The sequence below is a fragment of the Streptomyces sp. NPDC056987 genome, from assembly GCF_042673865.1.
Lineage (GTDB): Bacteria > Actinomycetota > Actinomycetes > Streptomycetales > Streptomycetaceae > Streptomyces.
In genome coordinates, this window is record NZ_JBHURV010000018.1 from 71,125 (window position 1) to 93,047 (window position 21,923).

The 21,923-nt window shown below is 71.3% G+C and carries 18 protein-coding genes; 9 read left to right on the forward strand and 9 right to left on the reverse strand.

Annotation, left to right across the window (positions count from 1 at the left end; genetic code table 11):
• Window positions 1-14 precede the first annotated feature (14 nt).
• The 4 genes from ACFTZC_RS21380 to ACFTZC_RS21395 all read right to left on the reverse strand — a co-directional run bounded on the left by ACFTZC_RS21380 (window position 15) and on the right by ACFTZC_RS21395 (window position 5,454).
• Window positions 15-2,246, reverse strand: coding sequence for a 3-hydroxyacyl-CoA dehydrogenase NAD-binding domain-containing protein (locus tag ACFTZC_RS21380; protein WP_382891977.1), 2,232 nt, complete (start codon window positions 2,244-2,246; stop codon window positions 15-17).
• Window positions 2,247-2,286: 40 nt separating this feature from the next.
• The gene (locus ACFTZC_RS21385) at window positions 2,287-3,501 is read right to left on the reverse strand and encodes an acetyl-CoA C-acetyltransferase (protein WP_382891979.1); all 1,215 of its coding nucleotides are present in this window, start codon (window positions 3,499-3,501) and stop codon (window positions 2,287-2,289) included.
• A gap of 65 nt (window positions 3,502-3,566) precedes the next feature.
• The gene (locus ACFTZC_RS21390) at window positions 3,567-4,730 is read right to left on the reverse strand and encodes a CaiB/BaiF CoA transferase family protein (protein WP_382891981.1); all 1,164 of its coding nucleotides are present in this window, start codon (window positions 4,728-4,730) and stop codon (window positions 3,567-3,569) included.
• Window positions 4,731-4,872: 142 nt separating this feature from the next.
• Window positions 4,873-5,454, reverse strand: coding sequence for a helix-turn-helix domain-containing protein (locus tag ACFTZC_RS21395; RefSeq protein WP_382891983.1), 582 nt, complete (start codon window positions 5,452-5,454; stop codon window positions 4,873-4,875).
• Window positions 5,455-5,682: 228 nt separating this feature from the next.
• Here ACFTZC_RS21395 and ACFTZC_RS21400 point away from each other — a divergent pair, with 228 nt between their 5' ends.
• The gene (locus tag ACFTZC_RS21400; RefSeq protein ID WP_382891985.1) at window positions 5,683-6,390 is read left to right on the forward strand and encodes a B3/4 domain-containing protein; all 708 of its coding nucleotides are present in this window, start codon (window positions 5,683-5,685) and stop codon (window positions 6,388-6,390) included.
• Here the strand turns inward: ACFTZC_RS21400 and ACFTZC_RS21405 are convergent.
• Complete coding sequence (locus ACFTZC_RS21405; protein WP_382891987.1) at window positions 6,380-7,084, reverse strand: endonuclease V; 705 nt, start codon at window positions 7,082-7,084, stop codon at window positions 6,380-6,382. The two genes, ACFTZC_RS21400 and ACFTZC_RS21405, sit on opposite strands and share 11 nt — an antisense overlap.
• Before the next feature lie 236 nt (window positions 7,085-7,320).
• On the opposite strand from ACFTZC_RS21405, the gene ACFTZC_RS21410 reads away from it, so the two are divergent.
• The 5 genes from ACFTZC_RS21410 (at window position 7,321) to ACFTZC_RS21430 (ending at window position 12,789) form a co-directional block, all read left to right on the forward strand.
• Window positions 7,321-7,737 (forward strand): SsgA family sporulation/cell division regulator, encoded by a 417-nt coding sequence (locus ACFTZC_RS21410; protein WP_382891989.1) that lies wholly within the window; start codon window positions 7,321-7,323, stop codon window positions 7,735-7,737.
• 352 nt (window positions 7,738-8,089) lie between these two features.
• Entirely contained in the window at window positions 8,090-9,727 is a 1,638-nt protein-coding gene (locus tag ACFTZC_RS21415; protein WP_382891990.1) for an ABC-F family ATP-binding cassette domain-containing protein, read from the forward strand.
• A 118-nt stretch (window positions 9,728-9,845) separates the two neighbouring features.
• Window positions 9,846-10,616 (forward strand): dimethylargininase, encoded by a 771-nt coding sequence (ddaH, locus tag ACFTZC_RS21420; RefSeq protein ID WP_382891994.1) that lies wholly within the window; start codon window positions 9,846-9,848, stop codon window positions 10,614-10,616.
• Between the two features lie 142 nt (window positions 10,617-10,758).
• The gene (locus ACFTZC_RS21425) at window positions 10,759-11,736 is read left to right on the forward strand and encodes an acyl-ACP desaturase (RefSeq protein ID WP_382891996.1); all 978 of its coding nucleotides are present in this window, start codon (window positions 10,759-10,761) and stop codon (window positions 11,734-11,736) included.
• Between the two features lie 129 nt (window positions 11,737-11,865).
• Window positions 11,866-12,789 (forward strand): chitosanase, encoded by a 924-nt coding sequence (locus ACFTZC_RS21430; protein ID WP_382891998.1) that lies wholly within the window; start codon window positions 11,866-11,868, stop codon window positions 12,787-12,789.
• Window positions 12,790-12,817: 28 nt separating this feature from the next.
• Here ACFTZC_RS21430 and ACFTZC_RS21435 read toward each other — a convergent pair whose 3' ends face one another.
• The 3 genes from ACFTZC_RS21435 to ACFTZC_RS21445 form a co-directional block, all read right to left on the reverse strand.
• Window positions 12,818-13,075 carry a WhiB family transcriptional regulator gene (locus tag ACFTZC_RS21435; protein ID WP_365811910.1) on the reverse strand — a complete coding sequence of 86 codons (258 nt, stop codon included), beginning with the start codon at window positions 13,073-13,075 and terminating at the stop codon, window positions 12,818-12,820.
• Window positions 13,076-13,217: 142 nt separating this feature from the next.
• Window positions 13,218-13,475 (reverse strand): hypothetical protein, encoded by a 258-nt coding sequence (locus ACFTZC_RS21440; RefSeq protein WP_382892000.1) that lies wholly within the window; start codon window positions 13,473-13,475, stop codon window positions 13,218-13,220.
• 151 nt (window positions 13,476-13,626) lie between these two features.
• Window positions 13,627-14,703, reverse strand: a complete 1,077-nt coding sequence (locus ACFTZC_RS21445; protein WP_382892131.1) for a multicopper oxidase domain-containing protein — start codon at window positions 14,701-14,703, stop codon at window positions 13,627-13,629.
• A 230-nt stretch (window positions 14,704-14,933) separates the two neighbouring features.
• On the opposite strand from ACFTZC_RS21445, the gene ACFTZC_RS21450 reads away from it, so the two are divergent.
• The 3 genes from ACFTZC_RS21450 (at window position 14,934) to ACFTZC_RS21460 (ending at window position 20,735) form a co-directional block, all read left to right on the forward strand.
• Window positions 14,934-17,450: a ThuA domain-containing protein gene (locus ACFTZC_RS21450; RefSeq protein ID WP_382892003.1), complete on the forward strand. Its 2,517-nt coding sequence runs from the start codon at window positions 14,934-14,936 to the stop codon at window positions 17,448-17,450.
• Between the two features lie 83 nt (window positions 17,451-17,533).
• Window positions 17,534-19,714: an OmpL47-type beta-barrel domain-containing protein gene (locus ACFTZC_RS21455; RefSeq protein WP_382892133.1), complete on the forward strand. Its 2,181-nt coding sequence runs from the start codon at window positions 17,534-17,536 to the stop codon at window positions 19,712-19,714.
• A gap of 391 nt (window positions 19,715-20,105) precedes the next feature.
• Complete coding sequence (locus ACFTZC_RS21460; RefSeq protein ID WP_382892005.1) at window positions 20,106-20,735, forward strand: hypothetical protein; 630 nt, start codon at window positions 20,106-20,108, stop codon at window positions 20,733-20,735.
• Window positions 20,736-20,799: 64 nt separating this feature from the next.
• Here ACFTZC_RS21460 and ligD read toward each other — a convergent pair whose 3' ends face one another.
• Window positions 20,800-21,825, reverse strand: coding sequence for a non-homologous end-joining DNA ligase (ligD, locus tag ACFTZC_RS21465; RefSeq protein WP_382892007.1), 1,026 nt, complete (start codon window positions 21,823-21,825; stop codon window positions 20,800-20,802).
• Window positions 21,826-21,923: the final 98 nt, after the last annotated feature.

The following is a 21,923-nucleotide window of genomic DNA, read 5'->3' on the forward strand; positions in this document are numbered from 1 at the left end:
GCGCCTGACGGGCCCTACGCGTCCCGGAACGTCTCGCCCCGCTCCGCCTTCGCGACCAGCGCCGCCGGCGGCGCGAACCGCTCCCCGTACAGCTCCGCCAGCTCGCGGGCGCGCGCGACGAAGCCGGGCAGCCCGCCCTCGTACCCGTTGACGTACTGGAGCACGCCCCCGGTCCAGCCCGGGAAGCCGATGCCCAGGAGGGAGCCGATGTTGGCGTCGGCGACCGAGGTCAGGACGTTCTCCTCCAGACAGCGGACGGACTCCAGCGCCTCGGCGAAGAGCATGCGCTCCCGCATGTCGCGCAGCGGCACATCGGTGTCGCCCGTGCCGAAGTGGGTCCGCAGCCCCGGCCAGAGTCCGAGGCGCGCGCCGTCCTCGCCGTACTCGTAGAAGCCCGCGCCGCCCGCGCGACCGGGGCGGCCGAACTCCTCCACCATCCGGTCGACGACCTCGTCGGCGGGGTGCCCGGTCCAGTCGCCCCCGGCCTCCTCGACGGCGCGCCGCGTCTCCGCGCGGATCCTGCGGGGCAGCGTGAGGGTCAGCTCGTCCATCAGGGCGAGGACCTTGGCCGGGTAGCCGGCCTGCGCGGCGGCCTGTTCGACGGAGGCGGGCTCCAGCCCCTCGCCGATCATCGCGACACCCTCGTTGAGGAAGTGCCCGATGACACGGGAGGTGAAGAAGCCGCGCGAGTCGTTGACGACGATCGGGGTCTTGTTGATCCGGCGCACCAGGTCGAAGGCGCGGGCCAGTGCCTCGTCCCCGGTCCGTGCGCCCCTGACGATCTCGACCAGCGGCATCCTGTCGGCCGGAGAGAAGAAGTGCAGTCCGATGAAGTCCGCCGGGCGCGACACGCCTTCGGCGAGCAGGCCGATGGGCAGGGTGGAGGTGTTGGAGCAGAGCAGCGCGTCGGGTGCGACGGTTTCCTGGAGCTCCTGGAACACCTGGTGCTTGAGCGTGGTGTCCTCGAACACGGCCTCGATCACCGCGTCGCAGCCGGACAGGTCCGCCGGGTCCGCGGTGGGGGTGATCCGGGCGAGCAGCGCGTCCCGGTCGGCCTCGGTCGTACGGCCCCGGGCGAGCGCCTTGGCGAGCCGCTTCTCCGCGTACGCCTTGCCCCGGGCGGCGGCTTCCGCGGAGACGTCCTTGAGGACGACGTCCAGACCGGCGCGCGCGCAGGAGTAGGCGATGCCCGCGCCCATCATCCCGGCGCCGATCACGGCGACCTTGCGGACCTCGCGGGGCGCGATGCCCCGGGGCCTGCTCGCACCGGAGTTGACGGCCTGGAGGTCGAAGAAGAACGCCTGCATCATGTTCTTCGCGGTCTGTCCGGTGACCAGTTCGGTGAAGTAGCGCGCCTCGATGGTGCCCGCGGTCGAGAAGTCGACCTGCGCGCCCTCGACGGCCGCCGCGAGGATGTTGCGCGGCGCCGGGTAGGGGGCGCCGGCCAGCTCCTTCTTCAGGTTCGCGGGGAACGCGGGGAGGTGGGCGGCCAGGCGCGGGGAGGCGGGCGTGCCGCCGGGGATCCGGTACCCCTTGACGTCCCAGGGCTGGTGCGACTCGGGGTGCGCGTCGATGAAGGCGTGCGCGCGGGCCAGCATCTCCTCGGGGGTGGCGGCGACTTCGTGGACCAGTCCGGCGTCCAGCGCGCGCCGCGGGGAATACCGGGTGCCCTGGAGCAGGACCTTGAGGAGGGCGTCGGCGATGCCCATGAGCCGTACGGTACGGACGACCCCGCCGGCCGCGGGCAGCAGTCCGAGGGTGACCTCGGGCAGCCCGATCCGGGATCCGGGGGTGTCGAGGGCGACGCGGTGGTGGCAGGCCAGCGCGATCTCGTAACCGCCGCCCAGGGCCGCGCCGTTGAGGGCGGCGACCACCGGTTTGCCGAGGGTCTCGATCCGGCGCAGGGCGTGCTTGACGGCCAGGGACTCGTCGAAGACCCGCTGGGCGTCGGCGGGCCCCAGCGTGATCATGTCCTTGAGGTCGCCGCCCGCGAAGAAGGTCTTCTTGGCGGAGGTGACGATGATGCCGCGGATGGTGTCCCGCTCGGCCTCGGCGCGGTCGGCGACGGTGGTGACGGAGTCCCGGAACGCCTGGTTCATGGTGTTGGCCGACCGGCCGGGGTCGTCCAGGGTGAGGGTGACGACACCCGTGGCGTCCCGCTCCCATCGAATGGCGGAGGCGTCGGCGGTCGCGGGGGTGCTCGGCGTGGCGGGGGTGCTCGGCGTGGCGGGGGTGGGCTCGCTCATGCTGCTGCTCCGTAGGGGGAGAGGAGAGGGAAACGGCCGGTCAGAGACGCTCGATGACGGTGGCGACACCCATGCCCCCGCCGACGCAGAGCGTGGCGAGGCCGTACCGCTGGTCCCTGCGCTCCAGTTCGTCGACGAGGGTGCCGAGGATCATCGCGCCGGTGGCCCCGAGGGGATGGCCGAGCGCGATGGCACCGCCGTTGACGTTGACCTTGTCCAGGGAGAGCCCCATCTCGTCGACGAAGCGCAGGACGACCGCGGCGAACGCCTCGTTGATCTCGACCAGGTCGATGTCGTCGATGGTCAGTCCGGCCTTGGCGAGGGCCTTGCGGGTGGCGGGCGCCGGGCCGGTCAGCATGATGGTCGGCTCGGATCCGGAGACCGCCGCGGAGACGATCCGGGCGCGCGGCGTGAGCCCGTACCGCTCCCCCGTCTCCCGGGAGCCGACGGCGACGAGGGCCGCGCCGTCCACGATGCCGGAGGAGTTGCCCGCGTGGTGGACGTGGTCGATCCGCTCGACCCAGTGGTACTTCTGCAGGACGACGGCGTCGAAGCCGCCCTTCTCGCCGATCTCCGCGAAGGACGGCCTGAGCGCGGCGAGCGACTCGGCGGTGGTGCCGGGGCGCGGGTGTTCGTCATGGTCGAGGACGGTGAGTCCGTTGCGGTCGCGTACGGGCACGACGGAGCGCGCGAAGCGGCCGTCCTTCCAAGCCGCGGCGGCCCGTTCCTGGGAGAGCGCGGCGAACTCGTCCACGTCGCGCCTGCTGTAGCCGCCGAGGGTGGCGATCAGGTCGGCGCCGATGCCCTGGGGCGCGAAGCCGGTGGCGAAGCTGGTCATCGGGTCCATCGCCCAGGCTCCGCCGTCGGACCCCATCGGCACGCGGGACATCGACTCGACGCCGCCCGCGAGGACCAGGTCCTCCCAGCCGGAGCGGACCTTGGCGGCGGCCAGGTTGACGGCTTCGAGGCCGGAGGCGCAGAAGCGGTTCTCCTGGACGCCGGCGACCGTGTCGGGCAGTCCGGCGGCGATGGCCGCGATACGGGCGATGTCCGAGCCCTGGTCACCGAGCGGGCTCACCACGCCGAGCACGATGTCGTCGACGGCGGCCGGGTCGAGTCCGGGCAGCCGGCGGCGCAGCTCGTGGATGAGGCCGACGACGAGGTCGATGGGCTTGGTGCCGTGCAGGGCCCCGTTGGCCTTGCCGCGGCCGCGCGGGGTGCGGATCGCTTCGTAGACGAACGCTTCGGTGGTCACGGCGGCTGCCTTCCGTTGCGGGTGGACGGGAAGAGCGGGCGGGAGGGGACTGGTGGACGGGTGGCTCAGGCCGGACCGGACCTGTCAGCCCCTTCGGGGCTTTCCGGCGCCCCGGACGGATCAGGCAGGCCCCAGTCGCGGGCGACCTCGGCGTTGTCCGCCCCCGGCCGTGCGGGCGGGCGGCGTACCGACCCCGGTGTGGCGGAGAAGCGGGGCGCCGGCGCGGGCTGGACGAGGCCCGCGTGGTCGGTGAAGGTGCCACGGGCCGCCAGGTGGGGGTGGCTGGGCGCCTCGCGCAGCGAGAGCACGGGGGCGACGCAGGCGTCGGAGCCCGCGAAGACGTCGGTCCATTCCCGGCGCGTCCGGGTCCTGAACCGGGCGGCCACGGCGTCCCGCAGCTCGTCCCAGCGCGCGAAGTCCCTGCGGTCGGGGATCTCGCCGGTCAGTCCGAGCAGTTCGACGAACTCGTTGTAGAAGCGCTTCTCCAGGGCGCCGACCGCCATGTATCCGCCGTCGGAGGTCTCGTACGAGCCGTAGAAGGGGCTGCCGCCGTCCAGCAGGTTGGCACCGCGCCGGTCCTGCCAGCCGCCGGCGCCCATCATGGCGTGGATCATGGTGGTGAGATGGGCGGTGCCGTCCACGATCGCCGCGTCCACGACCTGCCCGGCGCCGTCCGGGGTGCGGGCGTGCCGGAGCGCCGCGAGGACGCCGATGACGAGGTAGAGCGCGCCGCCCGCGTAGTCCCCGAGCAGGTTGGCGGGGAGCGCGGGCGGCTCCTCCGCCTTGCCGATCATGGAGAGGGCGCCGGAGACGGCGATGTAGCCGATGTCGTGTCCCGCGCGGTCGGCGAGCGGCCCCTCCTGGCCCCAGCCGGTCATCCGGCCGTACACCAGCCGTGGATTGCGGCCGTGGCACTCCTCCGGGCCGACGCCCAGCCGCTCGGCGACACCGGGGCGGTACCCCTCGATCAGGATGTCGGCGCGCTCGACGAGATCGAGGACGCGGGCCGGGCCGTCCTCGGCCTTGAGGTCGATGAGCACGGAGCGCTTGTTGCGATTGGTGAGGTCGTACGCCGGGTCGATACCGAGCCCCGCGCCGCCGGGCCGGTCGACCCGTACGACATCGGCGCCGAGGTCGGCGAGCGTCATCGCGGCGAAGGGGCCGGGCCCGATCCCGGCCAGCTCGACCACGCGTACACCGGTCAGCGGACCGTCCGTCGTGCCTGTCATCCCGGCCCCCAAGTGATCGTGTCCACTCCGCCCACGGCGCTCGGCGGAGTACGGCAGAGCAAGCGCTTAGCCCTGTGCCGAGCCTATGCCGTACCCGGGGTGTTCGGCCAAGCGGGTGCCGAGCGGATCAAGAAGCGGCGGTTCAGGAAGCGGCGGGGCCGGGCGGCAGGTGGACGGTCATGACCAGGTGGCAGGTTCCGGTGCCGGCGCCGCGGTAGGCGTGGGGGGCGTCACCGTCGAACGTGGCGGTCTGCCCGGCTTCGACGGCGTGCTCGGTGCCGTCGACGACGAGGGTCATCCGCCCGGCGGTGACGCTGACGGTCTCCACGACTCCGGCCTGGTGGGGGTGGCTGGGGTACTCCTCGTCCGGTTCCAGCCGCCAGCGCCAGACCTCGACGGGCGCCGGGCCCGAGGTCGTCAGCATGAGCCGGGCCTCCCCGCCCCGTTCCCCGGTCCACAGGGGCGCGACGGCGTCGGCGGCGACGATACGGACGCGGCCTTCGGCCGGCCCCTCCAGCAGGGCGGACACCGAGACGCCGAGGGTGTCGGCGAGCCGGACCAGGGTGGCGAAGTTGGGGTTGCCCTGGGCCTTCTCCAGCCCCACCAGGGCCCCCTTGCTGACCTGGGCGCGCCTGCCCAGCTCGTCGAGCGAGAGGCCCGCGCGGGCACGGGCCGTCCGGACGTTGTGCGCGAGCGTCCGCAGGGCCGTGGCCGTCTCGGCCATCCGATCACTTCCTCACTCACCGCCCGACCATTCGAATGCACCGTGCGGTCGGTTGATTGACGCATCTCGGTCGACCTGCTGTACGGTTCGGTCGTTCCATTGGAATGATAGAGGGTGCGGCGACGCGGCCCGTCCGCCCGCACCGCGCACGCCGTACGCCTACGCGCACCCAGTCGCACGCGCACCCAGCCACACGTTGTACACACGCACGAAACGGAAATCCCGCCCATGACCGCCTTCCGCCTCACCCCCGCCGTCGCGGACGCCTTCCCCGGCGCCCTCATCGCCCTGGTGACCGCCACCGGCCTGCGCGGCCGGGAGCCGTGGCCCCGCACCGCCGCCGCCCTGGCGGAGCTGGAGCAGGGGCTCGCCGACGGCACCTGGCACCCGGCCGACGAGACCGACCCCCGCATCGAGGCGTGGCACACGGCCTACCGCGCCTTCGGCACCAACCCGCGCCGCATCCGCCCCAGCGTCGACGCGCTCGGCCGCCGGCTCGCCAAGAAGGGCGCGCTGCCGCGCATCGGCCCGGCCGTCGACGCGTACAACGCCGTCTCCGTACGGCACGCCCTGCCCGCGGGCGCCTTCGACCTCGACCGGGTCACCGGCGACATCGAGATCCGCCACGCGGACGGCACCGAGTCCTTCACCCCGCTCGGCGAACCCGACACCACCGAGACCCCCAAGCCGGGCGAGGTCGTCTACGCGGACACCAGCGGCGTGCTGACGCGCCACTGGAACCACCGCGACGCGCACCGCACCCGCGTCACCGAGGACTCCGCCCGCGTCGCGTTCCTCCTCGAAACCGTCGACGCCGACCGGGACGGCGACCTCCTCAAGGCCGCGGCCGAGGAGCTGCACGGACTGCTCGTCCCGCACAGCGAAAAGACCGAGGTGTACTACCTCGGCCCGGCACAGCCGCAGGTCACCGTCTGAGAGCGCCGTCCGGCCCCGCGACCGCCGCGCGCAGCGCCTCGCGGCAGAGCGCGTCGGCCCGCCGGGTGGTCTCCGGCAGACGGTACTCGGGCGTCAGCCGCAGGGTGTGGGCGCAGGCGGTGTCGAGGCCGACGCGGTGGCCGACCGAGACGAAGACCGGCTTCACGCCCGCCCGGGTGCGCAGCGCGCGGCCGACCTCCTCGCCGTCGTCGGCGAGGAGCGGCGCCCAGTCGCCGCGCCGGTCGCCGGGGTCCGCGTACGAGAACGTGAACGGGTTCTTCGCCACCCCGATCACCGGGTGTCCGGTGACCACGCCCAGATGGGAGGCGAGCCCGAACCGGCGCGGGTGGGCCCGGCCGTACCCGTCGCAGACGATCAGCCCGGGCCCGGCGGTGAGCGAGCCGAGCGCGGCGAGCACGGTCGGGATCTCCCGGAAGGCCAGCAGGCCCGGGACGTACGGGAAGGCCACCCGGCCCACGGCGGTGGCCCGGTCGACCACGGCGAGAGTGGCGGCGTCGAGGACGACCGCCGCGGCGGCCACGATGTCCCGCTCGTCGTCGTAGGCCACGTCCACGCCGGTCACCAGTCCCGTGCCGGACGGCGGGCCCGCCTCGTCGAGCACGACACGCCCGCGCAGTTCGTCCTGGACGGCGCGCGCCTCGGCCTCGTCGGCGGGTGTCCTGATCGTCGTCATGATGACCACACCTTATGCGGCGGCCACTTGACCGCCGCGGCACCCGGCCGCCGCCCGTTCCGGCCGCCGACGCGACGGCCGCCGGAACGGTGTGACACAGATCACCGTACGGTGACACAGCTCACTCCGGATTCGGAGCACGTATTGAGCCGCTCCACCGTCTTTCCCTTTAGGGGAGTACCGAACCCGTAGGGATGAGCCCGGCACAGTCCGGATCCGACGAAGGGGAGCAGGCCATGTCGCCCGTCATCGAACAGGCCGTGCAGGCCCGGCTGGTCTCGCCCTCTCCCCGGATGGAGACCGTCCCCGCGATGCTCTGTTACGACCGGGCCGACCCGTTCGCCGTACGGATGGAGTTCCCGCCCCCGGCGACACTCGAAGGCACCGAGGTCACCTGGGAGTTCTCCCGTGAGCTGCTGGCGAAGGGGATGACCGAGGCGGCGGGCGTCGGCGACGTGCGGGTGCGGCCCTTCGGCTACGGCCGTACGGTCCTGGAGTTCCACGCGCCCGAGGGCACCGCGATGGTGCATCTGCGCACGGCGGAGCTGCGCCGGTTCCTGGAGCGCTCGCAGTGCCTGGTCCCGGCCGGACGGGAGCATCTCTATCTCGACCTGGACCACGATCTGACGGAACTGCTGCGCGACGCGCGCTGACGACGACGCCCCCCGCCCGCGGCCCGGGCTCCCCCGCCCGGCCTCCCCGGTCCCGCCGCGACGGACAGCGCCCCGCCGGAAAGCACTCCCCCCTGCGCCGCAGTTAATTCCTTTGACCGCCGCCGGACGGCCTCGTACCGTGTTCCGTGGTCCTGTTGTCGTCGATCGGAGTGGACCGTTGCGCATCTGAGGTCCTGAGACACCGTGCCGCACAGCCGTGCTTTCCTCCGGCTGTCCGCCTCGTGTGTGACCTCGGCTGCCGAGCCGTCCCCTCGACCTGGACTTCCCTCCTGCTCGCGGTGTCTCCATCCGTTGCCCTGACCCCTGAACCCCGCAGCAACCGGAGACGTGTATGTCCGCCGCCCCCGCCCACATCACCTGCACCGCGCTCTCGTTCGCCTGGCCGGACGGGACCGAGGTGTTCCATGACCTCCAACTCGCGATCGGCCCCGGCAGGACCGGGCTCATCGGTCTCAACGGGTCGGGCAAGTCCACCCTGTTGAAGCTGATCGCGGGCGAACTCGCCCCGGCCGAGGGCCGGATCGCGATCAACGGCGACATCGGCTTCCTCCCCCAGACCGTGACGCTCGACACCGCCCTGCGGGTGGACGAGGCGCTCGGTGTCGCCGCGGCCCGCGCCGCGCTGCACGCCATCGAGGCGGGCGACGCGAGCGAGGAGCACTTCACCGCGGTCGGCGACGACTGGGACGTGGAGGAACGCGCCCGGGCCACCCTCGATCACCTCGGTCTCGGCGGGCTCGGCCTCGACCGTACGGTCGGCGAGATGTCGGGCGGCGAGTGCGTGCTGCTCGGCCTGGCCGCGCTGCTGCTCGCCCGGCCGGACGTGCTGCTGCTGGACGAGCCGACCAACAACCTCGATCTGCGCGCCCGGCGGCGGCTGTACGACGCCGTCGACTCCTGGTCCGGCACCCTCGTCGTGGTCAGCCACGACCGTGAACTCCTGGAGCGCGTCGACCAGATCGCCGATCTGCGCGACGGCGAGGTGCGCTGGTACGGCGGCGCCTTCTCCGCCTACGAGGAGGCGCTCGCCCAGGAACAGGAGGCGGCCGCCCGTATGGTGCGGGTCGCGGAGGCCGACGTACAGCGCCAGAAGCGCGAACTCGCCGACGCCCAGGTCAAATTGGCCCGGCGCAAGCGATTCGGCCAGAAGATGTCGGACACCAAGCGGGAGCCGAAGATCGTCATGAACGGGCGCAAGCAGGCGGCCCAGGAGTCCGCGGGCAAGCACCGGATCCTGCACACCGAGCGGCTCGCCGAGGCGAAGGAGCGGCTGGACGAGGCGGTGGAGGCGGTACGGGACGACGACGAGGTCCGGATCGACCTGCCGCACACCGTCGTCCACCCGGGACGCGGCGTACTGACCCTGCGCGACCTGCGGCTGCGGTACGGGGCCGAGGTCTGCGGCGAGTACGCGATCCACGGCCCCGAACGGATCGCGCTGGTCGGCCGGAACGGCGCGGGGAAGACGACGCTGCTGCGCACCGTCGCCGGGGAGTTGCCGCCCGAGTCCGGCGAGGCGCTGGCCCATGTCCCGCTGCGCTTCCTGCCGCAGCGGCTCGACGTGCTGGACGACGCGCTCACCGTGGCCGAGAACGTCGCCCGCTTCGCGCCCGCGGCGACCAACCAGCAGATCAGGTCCCGGCTGGCGCGCTTCCTCTTCCGGGGCGCGCGGGCCGACCAGCGGGCCGGGAGCCTCTCGGGCGGCGAGCGGTTCCGGGCCTCGCTCGCCGCGCTGCTGCTCGCGGAACCGGCGCCCCGGCTGCTGCTGCTCGACGAGCCGACGAACAACCTGGACATGGCGTCCGTCCGCCGGCTCACGGCGGCACTGGAGTCGTACCGGGGCGCGGTGATCGTGGCCAGTCACGACGTGCCGTTCCTGGAGTCGATCGGTATCACGCGCTGGCTGCTGCTCGACGGCGAGCTGCGGGACACCGACGCGGAGGAGGTGCGGGCGGCGGAACACGGGTGATGATGGGCGGGCCGGTACCGGCGCGGGCCCGCCGGCCCGTCCCCGTACCGGTGGCCGGCCCGCCACCGGTCCGGCCCGCCGCACGCACGCACGCACCGGACGATACGGAGGAACACCCGTGCCCCACGGAAAAGCACTGATCCGACGCCCGAGCCCGCGCCTCACCGAAGGGCTGGTCACCCATCTCGAACGGACCCCGGTCGACCCCGCGCTCGCCGTCGAGCAGTGGGAGCGGTACGGCGCGACGCTGCGCGCGCACGGCTGGGAGACCGTCGAGGTGGCGCCGGCCGACGACTGCCCGGACGGGGTGTTCGTGGAGGACACCGTCGTGCTGTTCCGCGGTGTCGCGCTGATCTGCCGCCCCGGCGCCCCCTCCCGCCGCCCCGAGACCGCCGCGGTCGAGGAGGAACTGGTCCGGCTCGGCCACACGGTCACCCGGATACGGGAGCCCGGCACGCTGGACGGCGGCGATGTCCTCAGGACCGGCGACACGGTCTACGTGGGCCAGGGCGGCCGGACGAACGCGGCGGGGGTGGAACAGCTCCGCGCCGCCTTCGAACCGCTCGGCGCGCGGGTGGTGGCCGTACCCGTCACGAAGGTGCTGCACCTCAAGTCCGCGGTGACCGCGCTGCCCGACTCCACGGTCATCGGTTTCGACCCGCTGGTGGACGACTGGTCGCCCTTCCCGCGCCGGCTCTCCGTACCGGAGGAGCCGGGCTCGCACGTCGTCCTGCTCGGCGGCGGGAAGCTGCTGATCGCGGCGAGCGCGCCGCGGACCGCCGAACTGCTGTCGGATCTGGGCCATGAACCGGTGCCGGTCGACATCAGCGAGTTCGAGAAGCTCGAAGGGTGTGTGACCTGCCTTTCCGTGCGGCTGCGGGAGCGGTGAGGGGGCGCGGGAACGTGGACGACCTGAGGTGATCGCGAGGTGATCCAGGGGCCGGGCTTGGCCCCTCGCTTATTCGGGCCTTAACCTACGGTGTCGTAACCTACGAACCCGTAGGTAAAACTCCCGTCCCCCTGGAGCACCCGTGTCGATCACCTCTCCCCACCTCGGCAGTTCGTCGGAAGCGTGGACCGACGCCCGGCTGCTGTACGCGCTGGAAGAGGTGGTGGAGAAGGAACTCAACCGCCATCTCAAGGTCGCCAAGGACTGGATGCCGCACGAGTACGTGCCCTGGTCGGACGGCCGCAACTTCCCCGGCATCTTCGACAACGGGGAGGCGTGGGAGCCGTCGCAGTCGAAGGTCACCGACATCGGCAAGATCGCGCTCGTCGTCAATCTGCTCACCGAGGACAACCTCCCCAGCTACCACCACGAGATCGCCAGCCTCTTCGGCCGCGACGGCGCCTGGGGCACCTGGGTGCACCGCTGGACCGCGGAGGAGGGCCGGCACGGCATCGTGATGCGCGACTACCTGCTCACCTCGCGCGCCGTCGACCCGGACAAGCTGGAGCAGTTCCGGATGGCGCACATGGCGGAGGGCTTCGAGTCCGACAACCGCCACTCGATGCTGCATTCCGTCGCGTACGTCGCCTTCCAGGAGCTGGCGACCCGCGTCTCGCACCGCAACACCGGCCACCAGTCGGGCGATCCGGTCTGTGACCGGATGCTGGCGCGCATCGCCACCGACGAGAACCTGCACATGGTCTTCTACCGGAACCTGCTGGGCGCGGCCTTCGAGATAGCGCCGGATCTGACGATGCAGGCCGTGCGCGACGTGGTCGTCCAGTTCCGGATGCCCGGACACGGCATGCCCGGCTTCGAGCGCGCCGCCGCGCAGATGGCCATCGGCGAGATCTACAACATGCGCATCCACCACGACGACGTGCTCCAGCCCGTGCTGCGCTTCCTGAAGGTCATGGAGATCGGCGGTCTCGGCCCCGAGGGTCTGAAGGCGCAGGAGGAACTGGGCCTGTACATGGGCGGGCTGGACTCCGAGGCGAGCAAGTTCGACGAGAAGCTCGCCGCCCGCAAGGCCCGGATGGCGGCGCGCGCGGCGGGCTGAGGACCCGCGGGCCCTGACCTGACAGCCCGCGGGCGGATACTGCCGCCCGCGGGTATGTGAGGGGGGCGCACGGCGCGCGATGGGGCGTACGGCTGAAGGCGCGCGCCGGTGCGTCGTACCCTGTGCCGGATGAAGCCTGTTACGCGCCTCTTCCTCATAGGCGCCCCTCTCCTGGTGGCCGCCGTCGTGATCTTCGGCGGCGGCGACGGCGGTTCGGCGGTGCTCGCCGACCATCCGCCGGAGTATCCCGAGCGGAGCACCGCCCCCGCCCCGCTCCTCTCGGCCGACGCGGACGAGCTGGAGAAGGCGGAGAAGCAGATCGAGAAGCTGCCGCCGGGCCTCGCCGCTCCCGCGAAGAAGGAGATCGCCGCGCGGCTCGTCGCCAGCGCGGAGAACTCCACGCTCGACTGGCGCGGCCAGTACGGCGCCATCGAGGACATCGGGGACGGCAACGGCTACACGGCCGGGATCATCGGCTTCTGCTCCGGGACCAACGACATGCTGCACCTCGTGGAGTCGTACACGAAGTCCCATCCGGACAATCCGCTCGCCTCCTACCTCCCGGCGCTGCGCGCCGTGGACGGCAGCGACTCGCACGAGGGCCTCGACCCGGGTTTCCGGGACGCCTGGGCCCAGGCCGCGGAGTCGGCGGACTTCCGTGCCGCGCAGGACAGGACCCGCGACACGCTGTACTTCGACCCGGCCGTCCGGCTCGCCAAGATGGACGGGCTCGGCACCCTCGGCCAGTTCATCTACTACGACGCGATGGTCCTGCACGGCCCGGGCCTCGACGCGGAGGGCTTCTACGGCATCCGGGAGGCGGCCCTGAAGAAGGCGCGGACGGCGGCCGAGGGAGGCGACGAGAAGGCGTATCTCTCCGCCTTCCTGGACGCGAGCCGGTCCGTGATCAAGACGAAGTCCGTCACGGCACAGCGCGACTCCTCACGGATCGACACCGCGCAGCGCCTCTTCCTGCGGGACGGCAACATGGAGCTGCGGCTGCCGCTGCGCTGGCAGGTGTACGGGGAGACGTTCCGCATCGACGCGGTGTGAGCGGCCGGGTGAGCGGCCGACGCGCGTTTCAGCCGCTGCGGCGCCGGAGGTTCTGCCGCTCCTTCTCGGAGAGCCCGCCCCAGACCCCGAACCGCTCGTCGTGGTTGAGCGCGTACTGCAGGCAGGCTATCCGCCCCTCGCAGGCGCCGCAGAGCCGCTTGGCCTCACGGGTGGAGGAGCCGGGGGCGGGGAAGAAGAACTCGGGCCCGGTCTGGGCGCACAACGCGCTCTCCTGCCAGGAGAGTTCGTCGGTCGTGGTGGTACTGGTGGTGATATTGATCGGCATGCCGCACAGATTGCCCGCCCGCGATAAACGAATGATTGACGAACCGTCAACGCCCTGACGGACGGGCCCTGTTCATCGGGGTCGGGCACCTCGACGGCGACCGGCCCCGTACGCACCGTGACGCCGGGCCCTCGGCCCGCCGTCACCGTAGGGTGGCATTCGGTGACCGAGAAGTACAGCGGCCGGCACGGCGCGGCGCGCCGTCCGTCCGCCCGGTGACGCGCTCGACGGTGTCGGTGGTGCGGTCCTCCGCCCCCTCGGCGATGGAGAGGTCGAGGCCGGCCGGCAGTGCGGCGAACTCCTCGGGCAGACCGGCGGCCAGGCGGTCGCGCAGCTGGTCGAAACCGAGCGACCCGTGGATCACGGGCCGGCTGCCCGCCGTCGCCGACAGCGGCTTCACCGCGCACGCCCTGCCGGCCGCCACGCGCGCGGATCTCGTGGAACTCCTCGCCGGTCAGGAGGACATGACCGGCGAGGAGATGAGGGAGCGCCTGGCGGCCTACGCCGCACGGGTCCTGGACGGCCTGAGGCGGCGCGCCCCGGAACCGCCGTCAGTGGCCCGAGTGGTCGGCCTTCGCGTCGGCTTTCGTATCGCCCTTCGCGTCGGCCTTCGGATCGGCATCGGTGCCGGCCTTCGCGCCGCTCTTCGGGTCGGCCGACGCGGCCGGATGATGCGGCTCGTACCCCGGGATCGTGCCGTCCGCCTTGGCGACCAGCAGGAGGCCGGCCATGCCCATGTCGGAGTGGCTCTGGACATGGCAGTGGTACATCCAGGCGCCCGCGCCCCCGCGTTCGCCCGCGATGACCTGGAAGCCGAAGGAGTCCGCCGGGCCCGTGATCTTGTTGTCGATCACCCGGCTGGGGTCGTCGGGGCCGGTGAGCAGGCCCGTTCTGTTGTCCGCCCAGCGGTGCCCGTGCATATGGAACGTGTGGTAGAACTCGCCGTGCGTGATCATGATGATCTCGACGCGATCGCCCACCGTCGCCTCGAAGTTGGGGCTCTCCGCGCCGGGCTTGTTGTTGATCGACATGTCGTTGAAGACGATCGTGAACTGCTTGTCCGGCAGGATGTCGCCCTTCCGGCGGACCACGACGGGACCGTACAGCCCCTTGCGGATGCCGCCGGTGCCGTGGTCCGTGCCCACGACATGGTCGTGGTAGTGCCAGTAGCCCGCGCTGCCCTGCTGCCAGGTGCCGTCCTTGCGCCTGCCGGGGGCGTGGGTGCGCCAGGTGTACGTACGGGTGCCGCCGGGCTCGACATGGCTCCGGCTCATCCGGGTGCCGTCGTTGGCGATGTCGTAGTCCACGCCGTGCGGGTGGAGACTGACGTCGACATCGCAGTTGTTCTCGAAGTCGATGTGGAGGGTGTCGCCCTCGTTCAGCTCGATCAGCGGCCCCGGGATGGTGGCCTTGCCCTTCTCGAAGCCGTACCCCATCTGGCCGTTCGGCAGGTTCTCGGCGTACAGGCTGATCCGGCGCACCTGGCCGCCCGCCGGAGCGGTTCCGGGCGGGGTGTCAGCCGCCGAGGCGGCCGGGGCCGAGGCGGCGGCGACCGACAGCGAGGTCGCCCCGGTCGCGGCGACCGCACCTCCCGCCAAAAGCCGCCGGTTGAAGCTCCTTCGGTCCATGGCCATCGTGAACTCCCCAGTGCCGTAAGGACGTTTGCGGGGCACATGAGACCCCGGGGACGGCCACACGGTAGACCAGCGACCGCCGTTTATCCACACTCAGGACAAAGTTGGTGGGATTGCGGTCGTACCTATTGGCGTACCGACGAAAGAGGTCTAGTTTCAGGCGCTGTTGCTGTGCCCACAAGACCGTGTCCGAAGACTGTGTCCAGAGAGGGGTGGGTGAACACATGCAGCCTGCACCGCATCACCGGTCGAGATTCCCGAGAGCCGCGATTCCGAAGGGGTCGAGAAGGGCGAGACGCGGCGTTGCCGCGGCCCTGGCGGCCGGTGCCCTGGCGGCGTCGCTGCTCGGCTCCAACGCCGCGACCGCGAGGCCGTATCCCGAACCGGCGCCGACAACGTTGTCCCTTCCGTCGCCGCCCGGCGGCGAGAACGTGAGGGTGCTCGTCTTCCACGCCTCGGCCACCGAGGAGTCGCCGGTCGTCAACGCCGGTATCGAGGCCATCGAGTCGATCGGCCTGTCGGGGCCCGCGGGCGAGCGGTTCACGACCGTGGCCACGGACGACGCCTCGGTCTTCACCAACGCCACCAGGCTCGGCAGGTTCAACGCGGTCGTCTTCCTCACGGGCGGCGGCGACGTGCTCGACCCCGAGCAGGAGGCGGGCCTCGAATCGTATCTGAACGCGGGCGGCGGCTTCCTCGGGATCCACGACGCGGCCCGTACCGAGCCGTACTCCGACTGGTTCACGGGGCTCATCGGGGCCCGGCCGACGGGCGCCCCGAGCAGCGTGCAGCGGGCCACCGTCGAGGTCGGCGACCGGATCAATCCGGCCACCAAGAACCTTCCGCTGGAGTGGAAGCGGCCCGACAAGTGGTTCAACTGGTCGGCCAACCCGAGCGGCAAGGTGCACACGGTGGCCCGGGTCAGGGAGGCCAGCTTCAAGCCGGCCGCCGGGGCCAACGGCGCCGACCACCCGATCTCCTGGTGCCGTGACTACGCCGGCGGGCGGTCCTTCTACACCGGCATGGGCGGTACGGCCGAGTCGTACGCCGAGACGGACTTCCGCGACCACCTGCGCGGCGCCCTCAACTGGACGACGCGGATCTCCCGCGCCGACTGCAAGGCGACGATCGACTCCAACTACACGGCGGAGCGCGTCACCCAGCCGAACCAGGCCGGTCAGCAGGACCAGATCGGCGAGCCGCACGGCATGGTCACCACGCCCGACGGGCGCGTGCTGTACATCGGCCGCGGCGGCGGCGACAACGCGGCCCCCGTGGTCACCGACTGGAACAACCCGGACATCGGCAAGGGCCTGGGACAGGTCCACGTCTACGACCCGAAGACGAAGAAGGTGACCCTCGCGGGCGCCCTCACCATCTTCGGCAACAAGGGCGGCGGCGACGAGCTGATCAAGGTCGAGGAGGGGCTGCTCGGGATCGAGCTGGACCCCGCCTTCGCGACCAACGGCTGGGTGTATCTGCACTACACACCGCACTCGCAGCTCAACCGTGACACCCGGATGGCCGAACGGCGCGTCTCGCGCTTCACGCTGGACAGCACCACCAACAAGCTGGACCTCGCCTCCGAGAAGGTCCTGCTGAAGTGGCCGGTCCAGGTGAACAGCTGCTGCCACGCCGGCGGCGGGATGGCCTGGGACTCCAAGGGCAACCTGTACATCGCGACCGGGGACAACAACTCCTCGGGCTTCAGCGAGGGTTACTCCGGCAACAACCCGCAGCCCGCGTACAAGGGCGTCTCCTTCGCCGACGCGCGCCGCACCGCGGGCAACACCAACAACCTCAACGGGAAGATCCTGCGGATCCACCCGGAGCCGGACGGCACCTACACCCTGCCCGAGGGCAACCTCTTCACCGGCAAGGAGCAGGCCGAGGGCGGCGGCAAGACCCGTGGCGAGATCTATGTCATGGGCGTGCGCAACCCGTCCCGGATCTCGATCGACCGGAAGACCGACACCCTGTACGCCGGCTGGGTCGGCCCGGACGCCGGTGCGCCGAGCACCACGTGGGGTCCGGCGAAGTACGACACGTTCTCCGCGATCACCAAGGCGGGCAACCACGGCTGGCCGTTCTGCATGGGCAACAACCAGCCCTACCGGGACCGTAACCTGCCCGACCCGTCCAAGCCGCTGGGGTGGTACAACTGCGCCGCCCCGAAGAACGAGTCCCCCAACAACGACGGCCTGGTGAACCTGCCGCCCGTCACCGGCAACACCATCTGGTACTCGCCCCAGGGCGGCGGCCCCGACTTCCCGCGCGACGCCAACGGCATCCCCAGCTACAAGGCGAGCGAGTCCACGTACCTGCTGCCGTGGCTCAAGGGCGGCGGCCAGGCGACCATGAACGGCCCGGTCTACCGGTACGACGCGCAGAGCACGAGCGCGGCGAAGTGGCCGGAGTACTGGGACGGCAAGTGGTTCGTCGGCGACTTCTACGACGCGACGGACAGCCCGCGCCACGCGGTGGTGACCGATCCGAAGACCGTGGGCAAGGGCGGGATCCCGGTGCACGCCGAGACCCTGAAGAAGATCATCCCGGTCGGTCAGGGCGGCATCCGCAACCTGATGGACTGGAAGTTCGCCCCGGACGGCTCGCTCTACGTCCTCGACTACGGGCGCGGCTTCTTCACCTCCGACTCCCAGTCCGCGCTGTGGCGCGTGACGTACAAGGGCGGCGCGCCGACTCCGGCCGCCGGTGACCTGGCCAGGAAGGCGGCGCAGTGAGACGCGAGTTGAGACACCGGCCGGGGCGCCGGGCGGCCCACCGGTCGCCACGGCTGTGGACAGCCCTCCTGGGCGCGTTGCTGATGGTGCTGGGGCTGACCTCGACGGCGGCCGTCGGGCAGCCGTCGAGCGGCGCCGGCGACGACAAGGGCGCGGGCGCGAGCACGGCGGCGGCCCAGGTGCTCACCTGGACCGCCGGCGACCCCATCGACAAGTACCTGAGCTTCCCGACCACCGCGGTGGCCGGGCCGACCACGATCGTCTTCGAGAACAGCGCGGCCACCGGCAACACCACCGGCATGCCGCACACCCTCACCTTCGACGTGTCGGATCCCGAGTACAACAACGACGTACCGCTGAACATCCTGGCCAACCCGAGTGACGCCAACGGCGGCAAGTACACCACCGAGGTCAACCTGACCCCGGGCAAGTACCGCTTCCACTGCGTCATCCCCGGGCACGGCACGATGACCGGCATCCTCACCGTGACCGAGGCGGGCGGCGGTGACGACACCACCGCTCCCACCACCTCGGCCAAGGTCGAGGGCCAGCAGAACGCCGACGGCGCGTACGTCGGTTCGGCGACGGTGTCCGTGACGGCGACCGACGACGGATCCGGGGTGGCGACCACCGAGTACGCGGTCGGCGCGGACGGCCCGTGGCAGCCGTACACCGCCCCGGTGGTGGTCGACCAGGTCGGCGAGCACACCCTCAGGTACCGCGCCACGGACAAGGCGGGCAACGCCTCCGAGGAGAAGTCCGTCGCGTTCACCGTGGTCGCCCCGCCGACCGACGACACCACGGCGCCGGAGACCTCGGCGACCGTGAGCGGTGACCAGGACGAGGCGGGCAGCTACCTGTCGATGGCCACGGTCACCGTCACCGCCTCCGACACCGGTTCGGGCGTCAACACCATCGAGTACGCGCTCGGTGCCGACGGCGCCTGGCAGCCGTACACCGCCCCGGTGATGGTCCACGAGGTCGGGACGCACACGGTCCGCTACCGCGCCACCGACAAGGCGGGCAACGCGGCGGCGGTCAAGTCGGTGTCGTTCACGGTGGTCGAGCCGCCGGTCAAGGACACCACCGCGCCGGTGACCGGAGCGGTGGTGACCGGCGACAAGAACTCCAACGGCGCCTACATCACCAGCGCGAAGGTGACGCTCACGGCGACCGACTCCGAGTCGGGTGTGGACCGGATCGAGTACTCCCTCGACAGCGGCCCCTACCTCGCGTACACCACCCCGGTCATCGTCGACCGGGTCGGCTACCACGCGCTCTCCTACCGGGCGACCGACAAGGCGGGCAACACCGCGCAGGCCAAGCAGGTCTCGTTCACCGTCGCGCAGGGCGGCGGCGTACCGGCCCCCAACTGCCCGGAGTTCGACGAGCGGCTGACGGTCATCGTGGGCACGGTCGACTCGGGCGTGCCGAACCGGCTGACCCGTAACCGGTGCACGATCAACGAGCTGATCGAGGACGAGAAGGAGTGGACCTCTCAGGCCCTCTTCCTCAAGCACGTCGACAGCGTGCTCGACAAGCTCCTGACCGACAACGTCATCGACGCCCGGGAGTTCACGAAGATCACCAGGGCCGCGAAGCAGTCGAAGATCGGCACCCCCGGGCAGACCGAGGGCTACCGTCCGCTCTTCGACGGCACGGCCGAGTCCCTGGCCAAGTGGGAGCAGGTCGGCGGCGGCAAGTTCGCGCTGAGCGGCGACGGTGCCATCACCAGCAGCACCACCGTCGAGGGCATGGGCATGCTGTGGTTCCCGCAGCGCACCTACGGCGACTTCTCGCTGAAGCTCCAGTTCCGTGACGACGCCCCGGGCAACGGCAACGCCAACGGCGGTGTGTTCGTACGGTTCCCGAACGTCCGCAACCACCCGGAGGAGTCCCGCCCCGAGTGGGTCGCCATCAACTACGGGCACGAGATCCAGATCCTGGACCGCCCGGACGGCGACATGTACAAGACCGGCTCGATCTACGGCTTCGACCGCGTGGGTCTGGGCAACGCGGGCGTCACCCCGAAGGGCACCTGGAACGACTACGAGATCCGGGTGGAGGGTCAGCACTACACGATCCTGCGCAACGGGGTGCTGATCAACGAGTTCGACAACGTGGGCGGGCAGACGTTCTACCCCGAACGCGCCGGTGACCCGGGCACGGACGGCCGGCGGTACGCCACCGGTTATGTCGGGCTCCAGGTCCACGGCACGACGGACGTCATCTCGTACCGCGACATCCGCATCAAGGAGCTGTGACCGCCATGGCGGCCCGCTGACGGTGCGCCCCCTCTCGGCAGGCACTTCCGCCCTGCGTGGAGTACCTGCCTCGTGAGGCGGACAACCCCGCCCGATGTGCATCGGGCGGGGTTGTCGCTGCGCGTGGACGATCGTCCGGCACAGGGTGACGGAGGCCATACCCCAAAGGGCAGCGAACAGTACCCTTCGAGCCCTTGCGGTCGAGCACGCTCGCTGCCTACACATGTAGCGTAGATCGCATAGGCTTATCAGAAGGTTTCGTCGCATGCATGCACAGGACTCAGCCAAGGCTCCGGACAGGACGAAACCGCAGCCCCCCGCTTCCCGTACCCCGTCGAGCGCACCGCATCCGGCGGCGTTCTCCCACCGGGCCCCTCTCACGCCGGGCGCGGTGACCGCGCTTCAGCAGAGCGCGGGAAACGCGGCCGCTGCGCTCGCTGTGCAGCGTCAGACACTCGGTGCGGGCCATGGACGATCCGCGCCCACGCGGCGGGCCTTCGGCACCGGCGTGCAGCGCGCCCCGGACCGCGAAGAGCACTCTTCGGAATACACCCATGTCGCCATCGACAAAAAGGACACGGGCCTCGACCAGCTACGCCTCTCGCTCAACACCAACGGCCTGAAGACAGCCGCGAGCCTCGACATAAAGCTCTCCGAGGGCAGCGAGAAAATGGGGCACCACAAGCATGTCTTCATGTGGGATGCCACGGTCAAGGGGCTCAAGGGCGTTACGGGAATCGTCGAGGGCGTCGGACAGAACAGCACCGTCAACGTAAAAATCCGCATGCTGGATCTGAGCGAACCCGGACTGTTCTCGAAGGGCAACTTGAAGGGTGACCAGCCCAAGGGGCTGGGCGGCAAGTCGACCAACGGCGCGTGGGCGCACGAGGGCGACATCCCCCGCAAGTACCTGTTCATCGAAGGACTCGACCAAGCCAATCAATCCGGCTTCAAGGACTGGCTCGCCGGTAAGGGGTGGCCCGACAACCACGCCGAACAGTTCACGAGCGGGTCCAACTGAGCGGCGAACGGGAGGCACCGCGTTCACGGGGGTCCTCGCCGCGTTCACGGGGTCCGCGCCATGTTCATGGACTCTCGCGCCTCGCGCGGCTCGGCTGCACCCGTTTCGGCTCCCCGGGCATCTTGGGGTAGTCCGGCGGGTACGGCATGTCCCCCAGCCCGTGGTCGCGTTCGTACCGGTCGGCCAGTTCGAGCAGCCCGTCGAGCCGGTGCGGCCGGTCCGCCATCTCCGCGTGTACGTCGCCCACTTCGGCGTAGCGCACCGGCATCGTCGCCAGGTCGAAGTCGTCCGGCGCCACGTCGTCCAGCTCCTCCCAGCGCAGCGGCGCGGAGACCGGGGCGTGCGGGCGGGGGCGTACGGAGTAGGCGGAGGCGATGGTGCGGTCGCGCGCGGTCTGGTTGTAGTCGACGAAGATCCGCTCGCCGCGCTCCTCCTTCCACCACGCGGTGGTCACCCGGCCCGGCATCCGCCGCTCCAGCTCGTGGCCGACGGCGATGGCGCACCGCCGTACCTCGGTGAACGTCCAGCGCGGCTCGATCGGCACGAAGACGTGCAGCCCCCGGCCGCCGGAGGTCTTGGGCCAGCCGCGCAACCCCTGCTCCGAGAGGAACGCGTGGAGTTCGTGGGCGGCCCTGACCGCGTCGGCGAAGCCGGTGCCGGGCTGCGGATCGAGGTCGATGCGCAGTTCGTCGGGGTGGTCGGTGGCGTCCCGCCGTACCGGCCAGGGGTGGAAGGTGAGACAGCCCAGATTGGCCGCCCAGAGGACGGCGGCCGGCTCCGTCGGGCAGATCTCGTCGGCCGAGCGCCCGCTGGGGAACTCGATCCGGGCGGTGGGGATCCAGCCGGGGAGGTTCTTCGGGGCGCGCTTCTGGAAGAAGGACTCGCCGTCGACGCCCTCGGGGAAGCGCTGCAGGGTGGTCGGACGGTCGTGGAGCGCGCGGGTGATGCCCGGCGCCACGGCCAGGAAGTAGCGCGCGACGTCCAGCTTGGTGAAGCCGCGCTCGGGGAAGTAGACCTTGCCGGGGCTGGACAGCCGTACGGTCCTGCCGCCCGCCGCCAGCTCCACCGCCGCACCCGCGCCTGCGCCCATGGGGACCACGGTAGGCCGGGCCCGCGCGGAGCGCATCACTGGACGGGGCCCGCGTGCGTGCCGCCGGGGGTCCACACGCCGGGCGGTACGGGCGGTTC